Genomic DNA, 18,570 nt, shown 5'->3' on the forward strand with positions numbered 1-18,570 from the left:
CGTCGATGCATTTACGGTGACCTCAATCAAGCGCGGGAGTGAGCTGAAAGACATCGGTCCGGCCCCCTGAGTCGATTTGGTCTCGACACCGTATGCAAACAAAAATACCATCGTCAATCATGAATGGGACAGATGTATCAAATTTAGTTTTGGAACGGCTGGCGGAAGAACTGTCTCAGTTGACACCCGAGGCACGCAAGGCTGCGACCTATGTGCTTGAGAACCCGCGCGACGTGGGCGTATCGACTGTACGCGAAATTGCTGAAGCCGCCAATGTGAAACCCAATACCATTGTCCGAATGGCGCGGCAGGTGGGGTTCGAAGGCTACGAAGATTTCCGGGTTCCCTTCCGCGAGGCGATCCGGCGCGGGCAGGCCGATTTCCCGGAGCGCGCGCGTTGGCTGCAGGATATTCGTAAGTCCGGCAATATGGGCGGGCTTTATGCGGATATGGTTCAGGACGCCCTGCGCAATGTCGAGGAGACGTTTGCCAATATCTCGTCCGAACAGCTGAAAGCCGCCGCTGAAGATATCTGGAATTCGCGTAACGTGTTCGTGCTGGGCGTTGGCGTGAACAATTCGAATGCGCGAAACTTTGTTTATCTGGCCTCGACGGGCATGGTGCAGTTTCATGCTATCCCGCGCGCTGGATCAAATCCGATTGACGATCTGGCATGGGCGGACAAACGCGATGTGCTAATTGCGATGACCTGCAAACCTTATCGGAATGAAGTGGTCGAGGCGGTGCAAGTTGCCCGAGAGCAGGGCATGACGGTGGTCGGTCTTTCTGACAGCCCAGCCAGCCCTGTTCTGCGCAATGCACAACACGGGTTCGTCATCTCGGCGGATACGCCGCAATTCTTCCCGTCATCAGTAAGTACTATCGCATTGCTCGAAACGCTTTTGTCGTTCGTCATTGCAGTGGCCAGCGACGAGATCGTCGAAAGAGTGGCGACCTTTCACAAGCGTCGCCATCAGCTAGGCCTATATCACGCGGAAGAGCCCTGATTGGATCAGGCCAATCCGCATTGGCCTTTCAGCCACGCACTAGGTGACCACCATCCACATCCAGCACAGCGCCCGTGAGATAGCCATTTGTCATTGCCATTATCACGGCTTGGGCGATGTCCTCTGCCTCACCAATACGTCCGACGGGCAGGCTGTTACCAACCTGAGCGAACATGGCCTCGCGAGCCTCATTGGACATTGCCGCGTAAGCCTCGGTCGCAACCATTCCTGGGCTAATGCAGTTCACGCGCGCACGACCTGATAGCTCCAATGCCAACCCCTTGGACAGGGCTTCGACCGCCGCGTTCACGGCCCCAAGACCCGTTGCACCGGCAGAGGGTCGGCGGCTGAGGACGCCAGAAAAGAAGGTGATGGAGCCGCCTTCAGTCAAAACAGGCAAGACTTCACGCGCCGCCACATAGGGCCCGATAAATTTAGCCTCGAACATCGCGCGCAGGTCAGTGGTTGGCAATTCGGCGAAGGCCCCACGCGCTGCGCTTGAGGCAGAGATGACCAGATGATCTACTTTTTCAAGGCCGCTGGCCCAGGACTTCATGCCAGTTTCGTTGGTGGTATCGACCGGTGCGATCTGAACTCCGCCTCCGATGTCTGCCGCTGCTGCCTCCAGCTTGGCGAGACTCCGGCTGGCGATGGTAACTTTCGCACCGAGCGCCACCGCCAGCTTTGCGGTGGCCTTACCCATGCCGCTGCTGCCGCCAATGATAACAACGTGTTTGCCGATGAGGGCCGTTTCGAAAACCGAGTTCATTGCTTTGGTTCCTTGCATGTCGTGTCTGTTAAATGAGTCAATCGATGCTGAGCACCAACTTGCCGGTGGTTTCGCCCGCCTCTAGGCGGCGATGCGCTTCCGTAGCCTTGGCGATTGGGTATGTGGTGATCTGAGGACGCAGAATGCCAGTTTCCAACAGCTTGAATACCTTGGTCATGTCCGCGCCGAATGCAGTTGGTCGGTTGGAAAAATACGTGTAAATATCGCTGACCCGCACTGAGACAGATTTCTGGAAGTGTTTCGCCAGATCCTCGGCAAAACCGCCAGCTGGCGGCCCGGCAAGGAATCCGAAGAGCACAGCCGTTCCAAGGGGAGCCAGCGCATCAAGGTCTGATTTCAAGGAGTCACCGGAAACCGGATTCAACGTCAGATCAACACCGCGGCCACTTGTGATCTCTGACACCAGCGTGGCCACGTCCTGAGTACGATAGTCGATGACAAAATCTGCTCCTTGCGCCTGGGCGTATCCGACCTTTTCAGTGCTGACCGAAGCGATCACAGTCATGCCCAGATGCTTGGCGATGTGGAGGGCCATCGTGCCCACTCCGCCTGCAGCCGCATGCACCAGTACGGATCTTCCGGCCGCCGCACCGCCCAGATTGACCAGCATGTGATAGGCCGTCATTGCGTTGACAGGGATTGCTGCTGCGGTTTCAAAGGCGATGGTATCGGCAATTTTGGTTACATAAGGTGCACTTATTACGGAATGCGTACCGTAGCCGCCCGCACCAATCGGGCCCATCCATGCGACGCGATCACCCACGGCGAAACCAACGGCATCTTTGCCCGTCGCTTCGACGATTCCGGCACCTTCAACGCCGGGTACATGGGGCAGGTCTGGCATCATGCCCTCTGGCATTTCGCGACGGCGAATAATCGTATCGATAAAATTCACCGCCCCGGCATGATTACGGATCAGGATTTCTCTGGCACCGGGCTGTGCGACAGCTTGGCCAACACTTCGCAGAACTTCGGGCCCGCCAGTTTGGGTGATTTCTATCGCGTACGGCATGATGCATCTCCTTTTGTTTCGCAGAAGATAGCGATGACGCCATTTCGTGATAATAGTTGAATTTAGAAGGTATTATCTCATAGATAGAATTATGATCTTCAACGACCTTGGCCTGTTTACTGTTGTCGCCCACCACCTCAGCTTTTCCAAAGCTGCAGATCGTCTGGGTATTCCGCTTAGCAGGATTAGCCGCAGGATTGCCAAGTTAGAGGATCATCTGGGCGCTAAGCTATTCGAGCGCACGACAAGGCAGGTGCGCCTGACCGAAGAGGGGCGCCGTCTTCTGGATCGTTGTCAGGATCCGATTGAAGCGCTTCAGCGTGTTGCGGGTTTTACCGATGACACGCGGCACCACACGATCCGCATTACGGCCCCACCCTTGGCAGCTCGTACAACGATAGGGCCAAAGCTGGTGGATTTCGCGGAACAAAATCCTCAGGTCCAGCTTGAACTGACGACGACTAACATCATGCTGGATTTTTTCGCGGACAATATCGACCTCGCCTTTCGGGTCGGTCCGCTTGCGGACTCCGGTCTTGTTGCCAAGCGGTTATGGTCAGTTCCATATTGTTTTTGCGCAGGGCAGGGCTTCATTCGAGAGCACGGGCTTTCGGGTCCTTTAATGCGACCGAAGTTCCAGACTCTTCCTGCGCTGATGGCGGGTCAACCTTGGGTACTGGAAACGGGAGAGACGGTGAATCCAGCCCACATAGCCCATAATATTGGCGACCTTGATGTCATAGCACAGGCCGCTCGTCGTAATCTGGGGATAGCGATGTTGCCGAAGGATATGGTGGAGGGCGATCTGCGACGACTGGAAGTTGAGAATACTGTCCCGCTGACTCGAGACATGTATGTGGTTTATCCCAGCCGTCGCCTGTTGCCCGAGCGTGTCAGGAAACTGATCGATTTCATGGCACCGGGATAAATCCTACCAATCAATTTGCACCCCATCCCGAAAGAAACCACCTGTTGGACCGTTCACGGGCAGTGTTGCAGCCCACACGACGCCCCTAGCCCCTTCGGGAACCGGGCGACCACCCCCGCCCATGTCAGTGGCGACCCAGCCGGGGCACACTGCGTTGACAAGGATGCCTTCGGGTTTCAAATCAGCCGCAGTCTTGATGGTCAGTGCATTGAGCGCTGTTTTCGAGATGCCATATCCGGGAGTGCTGGAAGACATGCCTGTCAGCGCTCCTGAGCCGGAAGACACGTTTACAATCCGGGCATCATGACCATTTTGAAGCAAAGGAACGGCCGAAATGGTTGTTGCCCAGGCTCCGAAGAAGTTGGTCTCAAAAGCACGGCGCACGCGCACAAGGTCGGCGCTGAGCGCGTGCTGATCCGTGTCGTAGTCAACGCCTGCATTGTTTACCAGTATGTCGAGATATCCGTATTCGGAGTTGATCTTATCAAAGGCAGCGTTGACCGAGTTCTGATCGGACACGTCCAGTTGCAAGGCCTTAGCTCCATGCCCAATCTCTTCGGCCGTGGCTTGTCCCTTTTGCGGGTCGCGCGATGCTACCAAAACAAATAATCCATGATCGCGGGCCAGTTGTAGGGCGACTTCTTTGCCGATGCCTCGATTGGCTCCGGTCACAAGTGCGATACGTTGTTCGGTCATGAGGTTTCCTTTGAATTTTCGTCAGTTAACCGAAAGCAAAGCCTAATAGTGAGATTGCCAACATCGCTCTGACAAGGCAACCGGCGCGCAACGATGCGGCGTTAACTGATGTCAGTTGGCCCCGGCCCCGCGTTCACCGGCGAGGGCGACGAGACCACGGTCGCCGGTTTCCCAAAGAGCGGTCATTGTCATCGTTGTCACAACCCAGCGGTCACCTGTTTTTTCCAGCGCATAGTCATAGCGGCCGCCCAATACCCATAGGCCATCGTCAAGACGGTGGGTGGCGGTGAAATCAGCTTGCGCTGTCGCGGCGGTTTCTGAAACTGAGGTGATTGCGTGGTTGGTCACCATGTGATGCGTGCTGTCGAACCCGGGCAGGAAGGCGGCCCAGCCCGCAACAAGTTCGTCAGCGGGTTGGGTTGCCGGGTCTCCACCCCAAAGGCTGGTGTAGTCAATGGTGACGTGATCGGCGAAGGCATCCCTTACGCGGGTCCAATCATGCCGGTCTGCGCCTGCAGCGATATCCGTTAGGGTGCGGGTGATGTCGGTTTGATCGGCCATTGCAGGGCCTCCAATCATTGTTATGGCGGTGAGCATGGCGATGAGGGATCGTTTCATATCCGGGTCCTTTGTCAGAGTTGGACAAAGCAACGTACGTTGCTGCGCCTGCTTCATTCATTAGCCAAGCGTTCAGGCACGGGCGCTAAGGTGTATTGCGACCAAAAAAACGTATTCGCCGCATCCTGATCGGCACTGAGATTGGTGGCCTCGACGATCTTGCCGTTCTCGATCCGGTAAACCAGAGCCCAGATGGTATCGACATTCGGCTTACCTTCGGCGTTGGACCAGCCTCGGTGAATATCTACAACATGGGTTTCATCCGCGCCAAAGTAGATCGGGTCAGCCTGAAACCCAGCTGCGCCCAACTGGGCGAAGAAGGCCAAAACTTCATCCCGACCGTTTTTGGTGCCGCTCAGCGGATGGCGGCCGGGAATGTGCCATTGTACGTCCTCGTCCATGACAGCGGCGATTCCATCAAGGTCGTTCGAGCCGTAAGCCGCAAAAAAGTTCTGAACCACTTTCATATTGTCTTCGGGGGTATCGGCCATTGCGTTGCCTCCCATAACGGTCGCGACCGCGAGTGCTAGTTGAAGTTTTCGGGTCATAGGGGTCTCCAAGGGAATGAGGCGTCGGATAGCGAGGCCCGACGCCTGATCAGCAGGATCAATTATCCAATCCGGCGCGGAAGTGGTCGGCAACGGCGTCGGCCGCCCGTGTCACGTCCTCGGGGTTGTCGTAGAAATCGAACTGCGTGACATCCTCGAGCCACTGCGCAGTCGCGTCACCGGCAAATCCGGCAAGGAAGGTCTGCACGCCCTGCGGGATCGCTGCGCTTTCAGAGTGAACAATGGTCAGCGGTTTATCCAGACGCTGTGGGTTGTCGGCGGGATGGTAGGTCAGCCAGCCTTCCCAGCCTGCATTGTTCCATTTGTCATCATATTCCGGGATCGCCCCACGGTCAGCCTCATAGTAGTAACCACCGATCGGCATCAGCACGCCTTCGGCACCTTCTGGACCCGCGGCAGGAATGATCTGGCCCCCGGCGGCTTCGGCAGCCCGAGAGACTTGAAGCAAGCCGGCAACACCTTCTGCGCCGCCGTAGACGGCCTCAACAATTTCGGCGTTCTGCAGCCAGGGAGCAACCAAACCAAGTCGCTGAACCAGCGGGTTGCCCGAGACGGCATCGACCATATAACCCGCTGAGGCGCAGATACCCAGCCCATTGATGTGCTCGGCGTCCACTTCTGGCAGGGTCGCTATGAATTCGATCGCTGCCTTGATGTCCGAGGTCTTGGCTTCGGGGCTTTCGACAAAGCGCGCTTGGCTCGGCAGATCGCCGGATTTGCCCCAGCCCCGGAAATCGAAGGTGAAGGCGGCAAATCCGCGTTCGGCCATTTCCCGGGCATAGTTCGCCGGCATCTGTTCTTGTACTGAGGTCCAGGCCCCTGTGACCACGACCGATGGCAATGGTGCATCGCCGCGTTCTTCGGGTAGGTACAGTGTGCCGGATAGGGTGGCACCTTCATTCTCAAAGGTGACAATGCGGGTTTCGACCTGTGCGACGGCAGCTGTCGAGGCCATTAAAGCCGCAGCGGTATTCAGAGCGAGGGTTTTCATCGCGATATCTCCCAAAGTCTGTCTGGATGGGCGCAAGCCCGATGACGAAAGAGATACGTTGCCGGAGGTTCACTTGATTGCACAGGACTGCTGTGTTTTTGAATGATCCTGCATCAAGCCATGTTGGCCGCGCGATAAGCCTTGGGGGTTTGTCCCACCACCTGTTTAAAGCTGCGCGTGAAATGAGCCTGATCGGAAAAGCCACATTCCAAAGCGATATCACCCAGAGGACGCTGCTGGTCCTGCATCATCTTCATCGCCTGTTCAATTCGGTAGGCCATGACATATTGCATCGGGGTCGTGCCCAACGTCTCTTTGAACATGCGTGCGAAGTGCGAAGGGCTCATTCCCGCCTCGGTCGCGAGCTGCTCAACGGTTATGGTCTGATCCAGCCGGTTCTGTACAAAGGCCAAAACGCGCTGGTAATGCCGGGATGTGAAGGGGGATGACAGCTGAACATCTTCGATCCGGCGTTTTCCATATTTCTGGAGCAGTTTCACTAGGAATACGCGGCTCATGGCTTCGAACATCACGACCGAAGACATGTCGGTCGATTCCAATGCGTCACGCAGTATAACGCCAGCCGTGCACAGATCAGGGTCCGAGAACTGCGGCAAATCCCGAAATTGCTGCGGGTCAAGCAGCATGCCCAGCTCGGACTGAGCAAAGCGTTCAACCTTAGCCGGGTCCAGTGTGATAACGATGACATCAGACGTCGCGTACCACCGCCAACCCGATCGCATACCAGCCGGAGTGACGATGATTTCATCCTTGTGAAACATGAAATCCCGCAACTCACCATCCCTCCAGTTCTGAACTCTGTGCGGAATGGTCTGGAGATTGAGAAGCACGTGATGCTCTTTGAAAACATCCTCGGGCATCTGATCCGGCTCAGCCCGGAAATACCGAACGGACATCAACCCTGCAGCCGAAGGCCGCTCGATCGCATCGCTGTTTAGTAAAGGTTCCGAGGGGTAAATGTCCGCATATCTCGAAGGCAATCGTCGGCTCCCATAGTGTACCTGGGCAATTCTCGCTGGCGTCGATCGTACACGGTTGAAAACATCCAACAGGGGTGCGAACCCATGGAGTGGTGCCGTGGCCACCTGCTTCTCGCAGCGCAGCTGTAGCGTTCGGGTCGACGCTTAGAGAATTTTCAAGATTGCGGTCGCTGAATCAAGACGGAACACGATGCCCGACGAGAAACACGTGCTGCCGTTGATCCGAGAAAATAGTCCATTGCCGATGGGTGATGCGCTCCGACAACAATCAAATCAGCGCCGATTTCCCGTGCGAACTCGGTAATGCGCAGCCCTGGCTTTCCCGTTTCTACCTGGCAGTTTATATCGGTCGCTTCTCCGGCGATCGACTTTAGGGTTCCCATGATTTTGTTGGTCAGATGGTTCTCGGATTTCACTGTCACGAATTCCGCCGTAAAACCCGGGATCTGTTCCAGAACTGTAAGTAGTGTGATCTTTCCGTCAGCTGCCAAAAGCTTGCGGGCAGTGGTGATTTTCTCAGCAACCAACTCTTCATGATCAATGGCAACGGGGATCAATATGGATTTATACATGTAAAGCACTCCCAGTGAGTTTCGGCGATGTCAACGAGCAGGGCTTGGTGCATCATAACTTGATAAGTACTTTCAGAATTAAAAGGTTCTGATCTGTTGCCCAGGACCCCGCCCTGCCTTAGTGGCCAAACACCTCGAGCCGCGCCCATTCTGGACCTCGGTTCAAGAGAAAGACGGCCACCGTATATGCGATGGCCGCCTTGAGGTTACTATGCGCTGCGATACAGTTTTGTCATCGAGAATTCCCGATGTCCCAGCGCCTCTGCCGCGGTGTTACGGCCGTTTGCTGTCCTGCGGATCATATCGATCAGAGCATCACCAGCCTGATCGATGGTTTGTTCGCGCCGCAAGATGCCTGAAACATCAACATCCACATGCTCGCCCATGGTGCGCACTGTACGCGGGTTCGCGGTGATCTTGATGACCGGAACGATCGGGTTGCCCACCACGTTGCCCTGACCTGTCGGGAAGGTATGGATCACAGCACCGCCCGCCGCCATCAGCGTCACACATTCCGCCGCAGCTGATGAACTGTCCATGAAGTAAAGGCCTTTGCCCGAGTTAGGTTGCTCGGCAGGTTCCAGAATGTCGATATATTGCGAAGTCCGGCCGATCTTTTCGAGGTTGCCAAGCGCCTTTTCCTCAATGGTGGTCAGGCCACCTTCGATGTTGCCCTTGGTTGGCTGACTGTCGCTGAGGTCATCGGTCTGATGGGCAAAGATTACATCGTCCTGATAGGCTTTCCACATCTTGTACCAGCGTTCGCCCACCTCTTCATTGATGGCCCGCTTCTGACAGATGTGTTCCGCCCCGGTGATTTCCGAGGTTTCACCGAAGAATCCGGTGATCCCTTCGGGTAGTAACTTATCGTACATGTTGCCAACGGTTGGGCAGGACCCCAGACCCGTTGTCGTGTCGCTTTCACCGCATTTGGTCGAAATCCAAAGCTCGTTGATCGAGCATTCCTCGCGCTGGACCTCGGTGGCCTTGTGGACAAAATCCTTGGCGGCCCATGAAGCGCGCCGGATGGTCTCGAAGTCACCGTTCTGTTCGATTGAGAACTCTGCCACGTCCTTGCCGGTCTCGCGGATGCCGTCGGCAATGCGTTTGGTCCAACCCGGCTCGATGCCGATCACCACCACCGAGTGGACATTCGGGTTGGCCCCTGTGCCAATCATGGTGCGGAAATGCAGCTCGAGGTCCTCGCCGAACTGAAGGCGGCCATAAGCATGTGGGATTGCCAGCGTGCCCTTGACGTTGTTGGCGACTGCCTCGCAGGCGGCGTTGGAAATGTCATCGACGGGCAGGATCAGCACGTGGTTGCGCACACCAACCCGGCCGTTTTCGCGCCGGTAGCCCATGACAGTCATGTTTGAATATTTGCTCATGGTATTAACCCCTTACCAGCGCTTGGTCTTGCAGTTTTGCGTGTGGACATGCCCGCCGCGTGGGATGTCAGCGATGATCTTGCCGATATCCTCACCATACTTGATCGCCGTATCGCCGTTCTTGAGGTCCGTGAGCGCAATCTTGTGGCCAATCGGAACATCCGCACCTGCGGTCAGGCGAAAGGTCGAGTTGTCATGTGTAATACAGCACAGCATGTCGGTGCCTGCAGTCAGGCCTTCGACGACCACGACACCGACATTGTCTTCCTCTTCATGCACCAAAAGGTGCGGTATTTCATTTGGGGCTGGATTTGACATGAAGGTCTCCGGTTTTTGCTATGGTTTAAGGATGGTTTTCGGCGCAAGCGTCTTGCCAGCGCGAATGTCTGTAAAGGCCGCGGCCCCGTCGGACAGGTCGCGGGTTTCAACCCAGTCAAGCGTCCCGAGGCGGCCCTTGAACATGGCATTGCATGTGTCGCGGAAGTCCTGTGCGGTATAGGTGTAGGTGCCGATTAGCGTGATTTCCTGCAGCGTGATGCGTCGGATATCCAATCCACCTTCGGAACTGCCTAGGCCGATGTGCAAAATCACCCCGCCCGGGCTGACGAGCGCCGAGGCAACCGCACGGGTAGACGCAAACCCCACTGCGTCGATCACCAATGGAATGTCCTGTTCCGGTGTGTCCACAACGGCGATTCCACAGGTGTCGCGAAGATAGGTCGCACGGGCTGCGTTGGGTTCGGATAAGGTCACCTGCTCGACCCCCATCGCAGTGAGCGCGAGAGCTGCCGCTAGCCCGATTGCCCCGCCGCCAATCACATGGGCACGCCGTTCGTCTGCCGGGTGCAGGGCCGCAAGCCCCAGCCGCACCGCATGCCAGCTGACTGCAATCGGTTCGGCGAGTGCGGCCTGCTCCAGCGTGATACGCGAGGGCACTTCAATCAAATTGCGCTCTGGGATAGCGACGTATTCCGCAAAAGCGCCTTCGCGCGGCGGCATTGAGATGATCTGTCGCGAGGGGCAAAGGTTCTCACGTCCGGACCGGCTGGCCGCGCTGTTGGGGTCGTTTACCAGCGGATTGATGGTTACGCGGCGACCATCAGCAGTCACTCCGGCCCCTTCATGGCCGAGGATCAGCGGTGCCGGGCGGCGGTCATCATGGCCCAGATAGGCGTGCATGTCGGACCCGCAAATGCCGACGCTATCGATACGGACGAGAACCTCATCGGGGCCGGGCTCCGGGTCCGCGAAATTGCGGTATTCCAGTGTTTCTACATCGGTGTAGACTAACGCTCTCATTTCGCTGTAAACCCCCCATCAACCATCAAAACTTGCCCGGTCACGTAGGCACAGGCATCAGAGCAAAAGAACAGCAACGGGCCGTCGAGGTCTTTGGGCTCACCGTTGCGACCGATACAGGTCTGCGCAGCATTACGGTTCGCGCGTTCAGGATCATTGAACACTGCAGCCGTCAGCTCGGTTCGAAAGAACCCAGGGCCAATCGCGTTTACGCATATTCCGCTTGATGACCAGGCCTCGGCCATTGCTCGGGTCAGCTGTGCCACGCCGCCCTTAGACGCCCCATAGCTAAGCCCACCTGGAAAAGCTCGGCTGGACTGGAGCGATGCGAAATTTACGATCCGTCCCCAGCCTTTGGCCTTCATATCGGGCACTAGGTGCTGCGACAGAAAGAAGGGAACGGCAAGGTTCAACCCGATTGTTATGTCCCATCCTTCTGGTGACACCAAATCCGCTGGCTCGCGCGTGTTGATCCCAGCGGCATGCACCAGGATATCCGGTGCCCCAAACGGCTGCGACGCGGCGACGGCCAGCTCTGCCAACCGATCGCGATCCGAAAGATCCCAGGGCAGGGGATGGACCTGATCCAGCTCGGCCAACGCTTCTGCACGTCGCGCCACGCCCACGACCTTAGCGCCGGCATGCGACAGTACCTCTGCCGCTCTGCGACCAAGGCCGGAGCTGGCCCCGGTCACAAGAGCGGTATGTCCAGTGAGATCAGGATGATAGGTCACGGGTTGGGTCAGTCTTCGGCTGTCAGGTCAAAGTTTTCATCGGGGAAGAACTTGGCCAGTCGAATATCCGCGGTACGCGCGTGCCCCTCCATACCTTCAAGGCGTGAGATACGGGCCGTCGCCTGCGCAATCGGCTTCATCGCATCAGCGGTCGAGCGCTGCCAGGTCACGATCTTCATGTATTTATGGACGCTGAGGCCACCGGTGTAAGTGGCCGCCCGGCTCGTGGGCAGCACGTGATTGGTGCCCGAGGCTTTGTCGCCAAAGGCAACCGTGGTCTCTTCGCCCAAGAAAAGCGACCCATAGCACGTCAGCCGATCCAGCCACCAATCAAGATCATCGGCCATGACTGTCAGGTGTTCTGGAGCGTATTGATCCGATGTCGCCGCCATTTCTTCGCGATCCGCGCACAGGATGACCTCGGCATAATCGCGCCACGCAGCCGTAGCGTTTTCGCGGTTCACTTCGGGCAGGTCCTCGATCAGCACTGGCACCAAGCGCATAACCTCTTCGGCGAGGTCGCGATTGTCTGTCACCAGCCAAACCGGTGAGTTGTATCCGTGCTCGGCCTGCCCAACGAGGTCAGTTGCAACAACCATCGGATCAGCAGTGACATCCGCAAGGACCAGACTGTCCGTCGGGCCCGCAATCATGTCGATGCCGACGCGCCCGAACAGGATACGCTTTGCTTCGGCCACAAACTGATTGCCGGGGCCCACAAGGATGTTAGCCTTGGGAAGCCCGAACAACCCGAAGGTCATCGCCGCAACCCCCTGCACGCCGCCCATGGCCATGATCTTGTCGGCGCCACAGATATGCGCGGCGTAGACGATCGCAGGCGCGATACCGACATCGGGGCGCGGCGGTGAGCAGGCGACAATGTGCTTACATCCCGCCACCTTTGCCGTGGTGACCGTCATGATGGCGCTGGCTATATGGCTGTATCGCCCGCCTGGGACGTAGCAACCGGCTGCATCCACCGGGATCATCTTCTGGCCAGCGGTCAGGCCCGGCACAACCTCGACTGCGATGTCGGTCATGGACGCTTTCTGTGCCTCGGCAAAGCGTTTGACGTTGCTGTGGCTGAACTCGATGTCGCGCTTCAGCTTTTCTGGCACGGCATCCATCGCGGCCTGGATTTCGGCATCGCTGAGAATGACGTTGCCTTCGTAGTTGTCGAATTTGGCGGCGTATTCCAACGCCTTGGCATCGCCACCTGTCTCAATGTCGGTCAGGATTCCCTGCACAATTTCACTGACATCTGACGCTCCGCTGCGCGCGGTCAGCGTGGCTTTCTTCAGGTATTCACGGGTCATGAATTAGGTCCTTTTCTTACCGCGTCTTTCGGCGGCTTATCGATAGACATCAGGCAACAGCGAGGTAGAGAACGCCGGGATATAGGCGATCATCAACGTCACGATCAGCATGAAGAAAACAAACGGGATGGCGCGGTAGGCGATCTTGAGGATCGACTCGCCCGTAATCCCCGACACCACGAACAAGTTCAGCCCCAAGGGTGGAGTAATAAACCCGACCCCCAGCGCGGTGATCATCATGATGCAGAACTGAATCTGGTTCATCTCGATCTCTTGCGCCAGCGGGTAGAGGATCGGTGCCAGGATCACGATGTTGGGCGTCGTTTCCATAACGCAGCCCGCAATGATCAGGATAAGGACCATCATGGCGATCAGTACGAATTCGTTACTGCTGACTGAGGTCAAAGCTCCGACAAATCCTTGCGGCACTCCAATGATCGCCAGAGCTTCGGCCAGAGGGATCGAGAAGGCGATGATCGGAAGGATCACACCGTTGACCTTGGCCGAACTGACCAGCATGGCCGGGAAGTCGGACAATTTCAGTGTGCCCAGGATAAACCCGATGACGATGGTCACGACAACCGCCACAGCGCCTGCCTCCGTCGGGGTCAGTTTTCCCGAGAAGATGCCGTAGAAAATGATGCCGGGGACAAGGAAAGCGTACCAGCCGGACTTGACCGTCTTCCACAGGTTCGCGCGCCATTCAGCTGCGGTCATCATGCCGCCACCTTCCCAAAGGTTCAGCCGGTTCATCACGACGTTGGTGATCAGGATGGCCGTCAGGATCAAAAGGCCGGGGATCAGCGCTGCAAGGAACAAGGTCGAGACCGCTATGCCCAGCACGAGGCCGATGATGATATAGGCGATAGAGGGCGGGATGAGGATGCCGGTGCAGGCTCCTGCCGCGACCAAAGCGCAGGCGTAAGGGCGGGGATAACCGCTCTCGACCAGCCGGTCGATAGTCATGCGCCCTACCGCTGCCGCACCTGCTGCGTCCGACCCGGAAATCGCTGCGAACATGCCACAGACCAAAACAGTGGCCGAACCGAAGCCACCCTTGGCCCAGCAGGTCAGGGCTTCGGCGACGTCCAGAAACTTTCGACTGAGCCCGGTTCGGACAAGCACGTCTCCGGTCAGGATAAACAACGGCACAGCTGTCAGCGCGAAGGCATCGATGCCCGAGAACAGCTTTTCGCCGACAAGGCTCAGCGGCAATGCGCCGGACATGATCAGCATTGTGATCGATGCTGCGCCGATCGCGGCCCAGACCGGAACGGCGAGCGCGACAAGAGCGACGAAGAGAATGACGGAGGCGTAGAAATCCCACCCAAGTTCAAGCGTTTGACCGCCGAGTTGTTGCCACATCATGGCTCAGGCCCTCCCTTAATCAAACAGCTTGTCGCCTTCGTAGACGGGACGGCCCGTTCGAAGGTCGGCAATGTCGCGGAGGAAGGACTGCACCAGCCGAAAGATGACTAGCGCGAAGCCAAACGGCACCGCCATGAGGAAAAAGACCTGGCTGATCCGCAGGCCGTGCGTGACAGACCCGAATTTCCAGGACACGTGGACTGTCTCCCACGACCAATAGATCGCGACGAGTGCCACGATGAACATCACGATGTCGCCGAAGATATAGAGCAGCGTTTTGACCGTGCGCGGGACGTAGTGCATCAGAACATCAATGCGGATATGCCCGCGTTCCTTGACCGCAGCGGCGGCACCGATCCATGCGAGATAGATGAACGCATACCGGACGATTTCTTCGCCCCAGATGGACGAGTAGGCAAAGACCTCGCGCCGGACCACTTCGATAAACATCGTGCCGACGAGCATGACGTAGAAGACTAAAAGCAGCCAACGTTCGGCATTTTTATCAATCGCTCGAAAGAGCTGAGACATAGCATCCTCACTACCGTCACGCGGCGGCGACGTGTTCTAGTGGGTTTTTAATGGGCAAACATCGGATGAGCCGACGCTGGACGCGCCGGCCCGAAGACGCGATCAGGCGTCGTGCACGTAGTATTTCGCACGCGTGTCTGCGGCTTCTTCCAGCTTGGCGAACGCATCCATCGATCCGGCCAGCTCAGTCTTGAAGCTGTCCCATTCGCTGCGCTGATAGCCACCGGCCTCTTTCCATTCGCCCAACTGATCTTCGCTAAGCGAGTGGAACTCGACGCCGTTCGCGATCAATTGAGACATGGCGTAGGCCCGTGCCGAAGGCACTTTGGACAGGTTCTGCTGCTGGGTGACTTCGCCCGCAAATTCGATACCTTCCTTGACGTCCATCGGCAGGCTGTCGAACCATTCAAGGTTGATCGAATAGACCTGACTGTCCGGCACCGCCTGAGTGAAGGTCACATGGCTGAGGATCTCACCAAAGCCAAAGACATGCAGCGCGCCCACCGAGGGATCAAGCGCATCTGCGACGCCTTGCCGGATCGCTGACGGAGTCTCACCCCACGCAACAGGCGTCGGGTTCGCACCCACCATGCCATAATACTGCTGCAGCATTTTTGATCCGGGTACGCGGAATTTGACACCGGACATATCGCCGGGGGTGATAATTGCGTTGCCTCCCTGGCGAACAGCGACGACGCGCGGATCGATCACGATATACATCAGCGCTTTAAAGCCGGATGCCGCGATCTTGGGGTCTACTTCCGCCTTCCAAGCTTCAGAGGAAGTTAGGTTCGTGAACCGCTGGTTGGACCCGCAGAAATATGGAAGGTTGATCAGGTCGACGACGCTTGCGAAGGGCGCGAAATTTGACAACGAGTGTTGCGCGGCTTGAATGGTCCCCCCCTGAACCGCCTGCGCCAACGCACCACCTGCACCAAGCTGACCACCGGGCGCCAGTTTCACATAGACCTTGCCATTCGTCATGTTCTGGATGTTTTCTTTCAGGTCCAGCTGCATGATCGGATAGCTGCGAGACGCGCCCAGAACATAGGCCGTTGCCAACGTCATCTTGAATTCAGCCGCGTTTTCGCGATCGCGTTCCTCGGCGGCGGTCTGTGCTGCCGCTTCGCTGGACCACAATGTCCCAGCCGCGCCGGCGACCATAGCTGCCGTGAACGAGCCGGTGCCCGCGAGTTTCAAAAATTCCGACGCTCGGCCGAAGCCAGCTCCTGTTTAGTCTTGTCCATGTGTTCTCCTCCCGTTGGACTTTTTTCGGATTTATTCCTTTGATTTTTTCTCCGAAATTTCTTTTGCTTCGCTCCGCAGAATGCCGATCGAAAAGGCGATGGCCGCGGCAAACAAGATCAACATTTCCCAGATATTGTTGACCAAGGGCGCATTCGACACTGCTCCGATCACTACGTTCGCTACAAACGCGAGCAGCAATATTCCAGCTATCAAGTATGGCATGCGTCCTCCCCAACCCATCCAATGCCTCGCACTGAGTCGCCCGCAATGTAAGCGCTTACATTTTGTTATGCAAGCGCTTACATTGCACATGTGTTGTAGGTTCCCGACAAATCGTGCTTTTGATAGAATTCGTCTTGAGCTAGTTGCCCATCCAAAATGACAAGAAAAACCATGCCTCAAAGCGGTCACGAAAACACAGTCCCAACCCTTGCAGATGTTGCCCGACATGCGAACGTGTCCACCGCAACTGTCTCGCGGTGCCTGAACTCGCCAGAGCGGGTAGGGCAAAGCACAAGGGAACGAGTTCTGGCAGCCGTACGAGAACTTGGGTACGCGCCAAATTTCGGAGCCCAAGCCCTTGCAGCAAGGCAGACAAATACCATCGCCGCCGTGATACCGACTATGGAGAACGCTGTTTTTGCACGCGGATTACAGGCGTTTCAGGAAGAGCTGGTGAGGCATGGTAAAACGCTTCTGGTTGCTTCGTCCGCCTATGATTCAGAGCTGGAAGAACAACAGGTGCGTGCGTTGGTAGCGCGGGGTGCAGATGGGTTGCTGCTGATTGGGTACGATCGCGAACCGGAAATCTATGCGTTTCTGAAAAAGCAGCGTGTACCAACTTTGATCGCCTGGTCATTTGATCCTGACCAATCCCCGCCGGCCATCGGCTTTGACAATCGGGCTGCGATGTTTGCCCTTGCCCGGCAGGTCATTGGATATGGGCATCGGCATATCGCGTGTATCTCTGCACCAACCGCTTCGAATGATCGGGCAAGGGAACGCGTTCAAGGCATTCGGGATGCCAAACAAGAGGCCGGTCAAGACCCGAATACAATGTTTCTTGTCGAGACCGCTTACGGCGTTGAAACTGGTGAAGTTGCTTTGCGCGAGGTCATGACAGCCGCACCAGAAACCACTGCCGTGATGTGCGTCAATGACGTTTTGGCGGTCGGAGCCTTACGTGCGGCTCGGGAAATGGGGCTTGAGGTGCCCAGGGACCTCTCAATTACCGGTTTTGACGATATCGAAATTGCAATGCTCGCCGAACCCGCTCTTACAACGGTCCATGTCCCGCATCGCGAGATGGGTCGTCGCGCTGCAGGGATGCTGATCCAGATACTCCGTGATGCGCACAGCGGTCAAAGTGTTGAGTTGCCGACAGAAATAAGACTACGTCAATCACTCGGTCCTGCTCGCACTATTGAGTGATCCCGACCTTGAGGGCTATCTCTGGAAATCTACCCGCTCGAATCTACCAACGATGTACGACTCGGATTCGGCATGCACGGCCAATCCAACTTGAACTACTGGTGTGAGTATTTCTTAGATTCAGAGTTTATGGCTAGCAGACTAAGAAAGCTGTGAGAGTGATTGCTGTGAGGAAGGCCTTTGTGTGCGGCTCATCCGTTGCGATGCAGAATGCCCCGAACCGGACGATACCTGCCGTGGCAGTCGAGCAAAAATTATTATGTCGCGGCTGTCTTTCAGGTTCTGGTCACGTGGTTAACAGAGCCGAAAGTTCATTTGCTCCCTTTTTCAGGATACCCAGAAACGACATCAGGCTGTTGACGTTGTGACGTTGTGTCGGTGCATGAACCGAAAGTGTGCCCACCAATCGGCCTTGCCCATCTTGAACGGGTACTGCTAGGGCTGCCATTCCACTCATGAACTCTTCATCATCAGTGGAATAACCGTTCTCAGCGATATGTTGGATTTCCGTGCGCAATGACTGCGGGTCGGTCAGTGAACTTTCAGTCTGTGGCTGCAGATTTCCTGCTGAAAGAAATCCATCCAGTGTTTTCTGCCGGAGCGTGGACAAGTACATCTTACCGCTGGCGGTGCAATGAAAGGGAACCTGTGTCCCGACCGGTAATTGAATGCGCAAAGGCCACTTCGTCTCGACCCGGTCAAGATAGATCATGCCCTCTCGGTCGGGGATGGCGAGATTGCAGGTCTCACCAACCTGTTCGGCGACACTGCGTAAGATCGCCAAACGCGCTGTGCGCAGATGCTCGGACGACATGGTGTTGACTGAAAGCAACCTTAGACGGTGCCCGGGACCGTATGAGCGGCCATCCAGATCACGCTGCAGGAAACCTTCGGCCTCTGCTGTTTGCAACAAACGGTGGATTGTTGGTTTCGCCAGACCGAGTGCCTCGATCAGGTCCGATGGTTTGACGGCAACCCCGCGTCGCGCCACCTCCTCAAGGATGAGGAGAAGGCGCAAGTTAGTTGGGATCTGAGTTTCTTTGTCTTGTGTTTCCGTTTCGGCCATCCCGC

General features: G+C 56.7%; 20 protein-coding genes and 2 pseudogenes. 4 read left to right on the forward strand and 18 right to left on the reverse strand.

Annotation, left to right across the window (positions count from 1 at the left end):
- Positions 1-119 precede the first annotated feature (119 nt).
- The gene (locus AC1DFB_RS00890) at positions 120-1,007 is read left to right on the forward strand and encodes a MurR/RpiR family transcriptional regulator (RefSeq protein ID WP_170392553.1); all 888 of its coding nucleotides are present in this window, start codon (positions 120-122) and stop codon (positions 1,005-1,007) included.
- Positions 1,008-1,035: 28 nt separating this feature from the next.
- Here the strand turns inward: AC1DFB_RS00890 and AC1DFB_RS00895 are convergent, their stop codons facing one another.
- Together AC1DFB_RS00895 and AC1DFB_RS00900 are read right to left on the reverse strand one after the other, a co-directional pair.
- Positions 1,036-1,776 (reverse strand): SDR family oxidoreductase, encoded by a 741-nt coding sequence (locus AC1DFB_RS00895; protein ID WP_480921917.1) that lies wholly within the window; start codon positions 1,774-1,776, stop codon positions 1,036-1,038.
- 37 nt (positions 1,777-1,813) lie between these two features.
- Positions 1,814-2,809: a quinone oxidoreductase family protein gene (locus AC1DFB_RS00900; protein ID WP_480921918.1), complete on the reverse strand. Its 996-nt coding sequence runs from the start codon at positions 2,807-2,809 to the stop codon at positions 1,814-1,816.
- A gap of 91 nt (positions 2,810-2,900) precedes the next feature.
- Between AC1DFB_RS00900 and AC1DFB_RS00905 the strand changes: the two genes are divergently transcribed.
- Positions 2,901-3,737 carry a LysR family transcriptional regulator gene (locus AC1DFB_RS00905; RefSeq protein WP_170402149.1) on the forward strand — a complete coding sequence of 279 codons (837 nt, stop codon included), beginning with the start codon at positions 2,901-2,903 and terminating at the stop codon, positions 3,735-3,737.
- Positions 3,738-3,740: 3 nt separating this feature from the next.
- Here AC1DFB_RS00905 and AC1DFB_RS00910 read toward each other — a convergent pair whose 3' ends face one another.
- The 15 genes and pseudogenes from AC1DFB_RS00910 to AC1DFB_RS00980 all read right to left on the reverse strand — a co-directional run bounded on the left by AC1DFB_RS00910 (position 3,741) and on the right by AC1DFB_RS00980 (position 16,308).
- Positions 3,741-4,433, reverse strand: a complete 693-nt coding sequence (locus tag AC1DFB_RS00910) for an SDR family NAD(P)-dependent oxidoreductase (RefSeq protein ID WP_480921919.1) — start codon at positions 4,431-4,433, stop codon at positions 3,741-3,743.
- A gap of 111 nt (positions 4,434-4,544) precedes the next feature.
- Positions 4,545-5,051 carry a nuclear transport factor 2 family protein gene (locus AC1DFB_RS00915; RefSeq protein ID WP_480921920.1) on the reverse strand — a complete coding sequence of 169 codons (507 nt, stop codon included), beginning with the start codon at positions 5,049-5,051 and terminating at the stop codon, positions 4,545-4,547.
- Positions 5,052-5,104: 53 nt separating this feature from the next.
- Positions 5,105-5,599 (reverse strand): nuclear transport factor 2 family protein, encoded by a 495-nt coding sequence (locus AC1DFB_RS00920; protein ID WP_480439098.1) that lies wholly within the window; start codon positions 5,597-5,599, stop codon positions 5,105-5,107.
- 58 nt (positions 5,600-5,657) lie between these two features.
- Positions 5,658-6,611: an alpha/beta hydrolase gene (locus tag AC1DFB_RS00925; RefSeq protein ID WP_480921921.1), complete on the reverse strand. Its 954-nt coding sequence runs from the start codon at positions 6,609-6,611 to the stop codon at positions 5,658-5,660.
- Positions 6,612-6,724: 113 nt separating this feature from the next.
- Positions 6,725-7,612 (reverse strand): helix-turn-helix transcriptional regulator, encoded by an 888-nt coding sequence (locus AC1DFB_RS00930; protein ID WP_480921922.1) that lies wholly within the window; start codon positions 7,610-7,612, stop codon positions 6,725-6,727.
- Positions 7,613-7,767: 155 nt separating this feature from the next.
- Complete coding sequence (locus tag AC1DFB_RS00935) at positions 7,768-8,184, reverse strand: universal stress protein (RefSeq protein WP_170402133.1); 417 nt, start codon at positions 8,182-8,184, stop codon at positions 7,768-7,770.
- Positions 8,185-8,393: 209 nt separating this feature from the next.
- Positions 8,394-9,572 (reverse strand): UxaA family hydrolase, encoded by a 1,179-nt coding sequence (locus AC1DFB_RS00940; protein ID WP_170392544.1) that lies wholly within the window; start codon positions 9,570-9,572, stop codon positions 8,394-8,396.
- Positions 9,573-9,584: 12 nt separating this feature from the next.
- Entirely contained in the window at positions 9,585-9,890 is a 306-nt protein-coding gene (locus AC1DFB_RS00945; protein ID WP_170392543.1) for a UxaA family hydrolase, read from the reverse strand.
- Positions 9,891-9,908: 18 nt separating this feature from the next.
- Complete coding sequence (locus AC1DFB_RS00950) at positions 9,909-10,871, reverse strand: alcohol dehydrogenase catalytic domain-containing protein (protein WP_480921923.1); 963 nt, start codon at positions 10,869-10,871, stop codon at positions 9,909-9,911.
- Positions 10,868-11,605 carry an SDR family NAD(P)-dependent oxidoreductase gene (locus AC1DFB_RS00955; RefSeq protein WP_480921924.1) on the reverse strand — a complete coding sequence of 246 codons (738 nt, stop codon included), beginning with the start codon at positions 11,603-11,605 and terminating at the stop codon, positions 10,868-10,870. The genes AC1DFB_RS00950 and AC1DFB_RS00955 overlap by 4 nt, the downstream gene beginning before the upstream one ends.
- Positions 11,606-11,613: 8 nt before the next feature.
- The gene (gene hisD, locus AC1DFB_RS00960) at positions 11,614-12,921 is read right to left on the reverse strand and encodes a histidinol dehydrogenase (RefSeq protein ID WP_170392540.1); all 1,308 of its coding nucleotides are present in this window, start codon (positions 12,919-12,921) and stop codon (positions 11,614-11,616) included.
- A gap of 36 nt (positions 12,922-12,957) precedes the next feature.
- Positions 12,958-14,289: a TRAP transporter large permease gene (locus AC1DFB_RS00965; protein WP_170402124.1), complete on the reverse strand. Its 1,332-nt coding sequence runs from the start codon at positions 14,287-14,289 to the stop codon at positions 12,958-12,960.
- Positions 14,290-14,304: 15 nt separating this feature from the next.
- On the reverse strand, positions 14,305-14,820 hold the full coding sequence (locus AC1DFB_RS00970) for a TRAP transporter small permease (protein WP_170392538.1): 516 nt from the start codon (positions 14,818-14,820) through the stop codon (positions 14,305-14,307).
- 102 nt (positions 14,821-14,922) lie between these two features.
- Positions 14,923-16,067: pseudogene (locus AC1DFB_RS00975) on the reverse strand (TRAP transporter substrate-binding protein).
- Between the two features lie 31 nt (positions 16,068-16,098).
- Positions 16,099-16,308, reverse strand: coding sequence for a hypothetical protein (locus tag AC1DFB_RS00980; RefSeq protein ID WP_480921925.1), 210 nt, complete (start codon positions 16,306-16,308; stop codon positions 16,099-16,101).
- A 153-nt stretch (positions 16,309-16,461) separates the two neighbouring features.
- Here AC1DFB_RS00980 and AC1DFB_RS00985 point away from each other — a divergent pair.
- Positions 16,462-16,572: pseudogene (locus AC1DFB_RS00985) on the forward strand (LacI family DNA-binding transcriptional regulator); the annotation flags it as partial.
- A 120-nt stretch (positions 16,573-16,692) separates the two neighbouring features.
- On the forward strand, positions 16,693-17,499 hold the full coding sequence (locus tag AC1DFB_RS00990; RefSeq protein ID WP_480922633.1) for a substrate-binding domain-containing protein: 807 nt from the start codon (positions 16,693-16,695) through the stop codon (positions 17,497-17,499).
- 286 nt (positions 17,500-17,785) lie between these two features.
- Here AC1DFB_RS00990 and AC1DFB_RS00995 read toward each other — a convergent pair whose 3' ends face one another.
- Positions 17,786-18,565, reverse strand: coding sequence for an IclR family transcriptional regulator (locus tag AC1DFB_RS00995; RefSeq protein ID WP_170402115.1), 780 nt, complete (start codon positions 18,563-18,565; stop codon positions 17,786-17,788).
- Positions 18,566-18,570: the final 5 nt, after the last annotated feature.

Source organism: Ruegeria sp. S84 (assembly GCF_056583445.1).

Coding starts and splice junctions, on each gene's coding strand:
- AC1DFB_RS00925 (WP_480921921.1), bottom strand. CDS start 6,611: ATGAAAACCCTCGCTCTGAATACCGCTGCGGCTTTAATGGCCTCGACA.
- AC1DFB_RS00970 (WP_170392538.1), bottom strand. CDS start 14,820: ATGTCTCAGCTCTTTCGAGCGATTGATAAAAATGCCGAACGTTGGCTG.
- AC1DFB_RS00895 (WP_480921917.1), bottom strand. CDS start 1,776: ATGAACTCGGTTTTCGAAACGGCCCTCATCGGCAAACACGTTGTTATC.
- AC1DFB_RS00910 (WP_480921919.1), bottom strand. CDS start 4,433: ATGACCGAACAACGTATCGCACTTGTGACCGGAGCCAATCGAGGCATC.
- AC1DFB_RS00995 (WP_170402115.1), bottom strand. CDS start 18,565: ATGGCCGAAACGGAAACACAAGACAAAGAAACTCAGATCCCAACTAAC.
- AC1DFB_RS00940 (WP_170392544.1), bottom strand. CDS start 9,572: ATGAGCAAATATTCAAACATGACTGTCATGGGCTACCGGCGCGAAAAC.
- AC1DFB_RS00900 (WP_480921918.1), bottom strand. CDS start 2,809: ATGCCGTACGCGATAGAAATCACCCAAACTGGCGGGCCCGAAGTTCTG.
- hisD (WP_170392540.1), bottom strand. CDS start 12,921: ATGACCCGTGAATACCTGAAGAAAGCCACGCTGACCGCGCGCAGCGGA.
- AC1DFB_RS00945 (WP_170392543.1), bottom strand. CDS start 9,890: ATGTCAAATCCAGCCCCAAATGAAATACCGCACCTTTTGGTGCATGAA.
- AC1DFB_RS00980 (WP_480921925.1), bottom strand. CDS start 16,308: ATGGGTTGGGGAGGACGCATGCCATACTTGATAGCTGGAATATTGCTG.
- AC1DFB_RS00935 (WP_170402133.1), bottom strand. CDS start 8,184: ATGTATAAATCCATATTGATCCCCGTTGCCATTGATCATGAAGAGTTG.
- AC1DFB_RS00990 (WP_480922633.1), top strand. CDS start 16,693: ATGGAGAACGCTGTTTTTGCACGCGGATTACAGGCGTTTCAGGAAGAG.
- AC1DFB_RS00890 (WP_170392553.1), top strand. CDS start 120: ATGAATGGGACAGATGTATCAAATTTAGTTTTGGAACGGCTGGCGGAA.
- AC1DFB_RS00905 (WP_170402149.1), top strand. CDS start 2,901: ATGATCTTCAACGACCTTGGCCTGTTTACTGTTGTCGCCCACCACCTC.
- AC1DFB_RS00920 (WP_480439098.1), bottom strand. CDS start 5,599: ATGACCCGAAAACTTCAACTAGCACTCGCGGTCGCGACCGTTATGGGA.
- AC1DFB_RS00965 (WP_170402124.1), bottom strand. CDS start 14,289: ATGATGTGGCAACAACTCGGCGGTCAAACGCTTGAACTTGGGTGGGAT.
- AC1DFB_RS00950 (WP_480921923.1), bottom strand. CDS start 10,871: ATGAGAGCGTTAGTCTACACCGATGTAGAAACACTGGAATACCGCAAT.
- AC1DFB_RS00915 (WP_480921920.1), bottom strand. CDS start 5,051: ATGAAACGATCCCTCATCGCCATGCTCACCGCCATAACAATGATTGGA.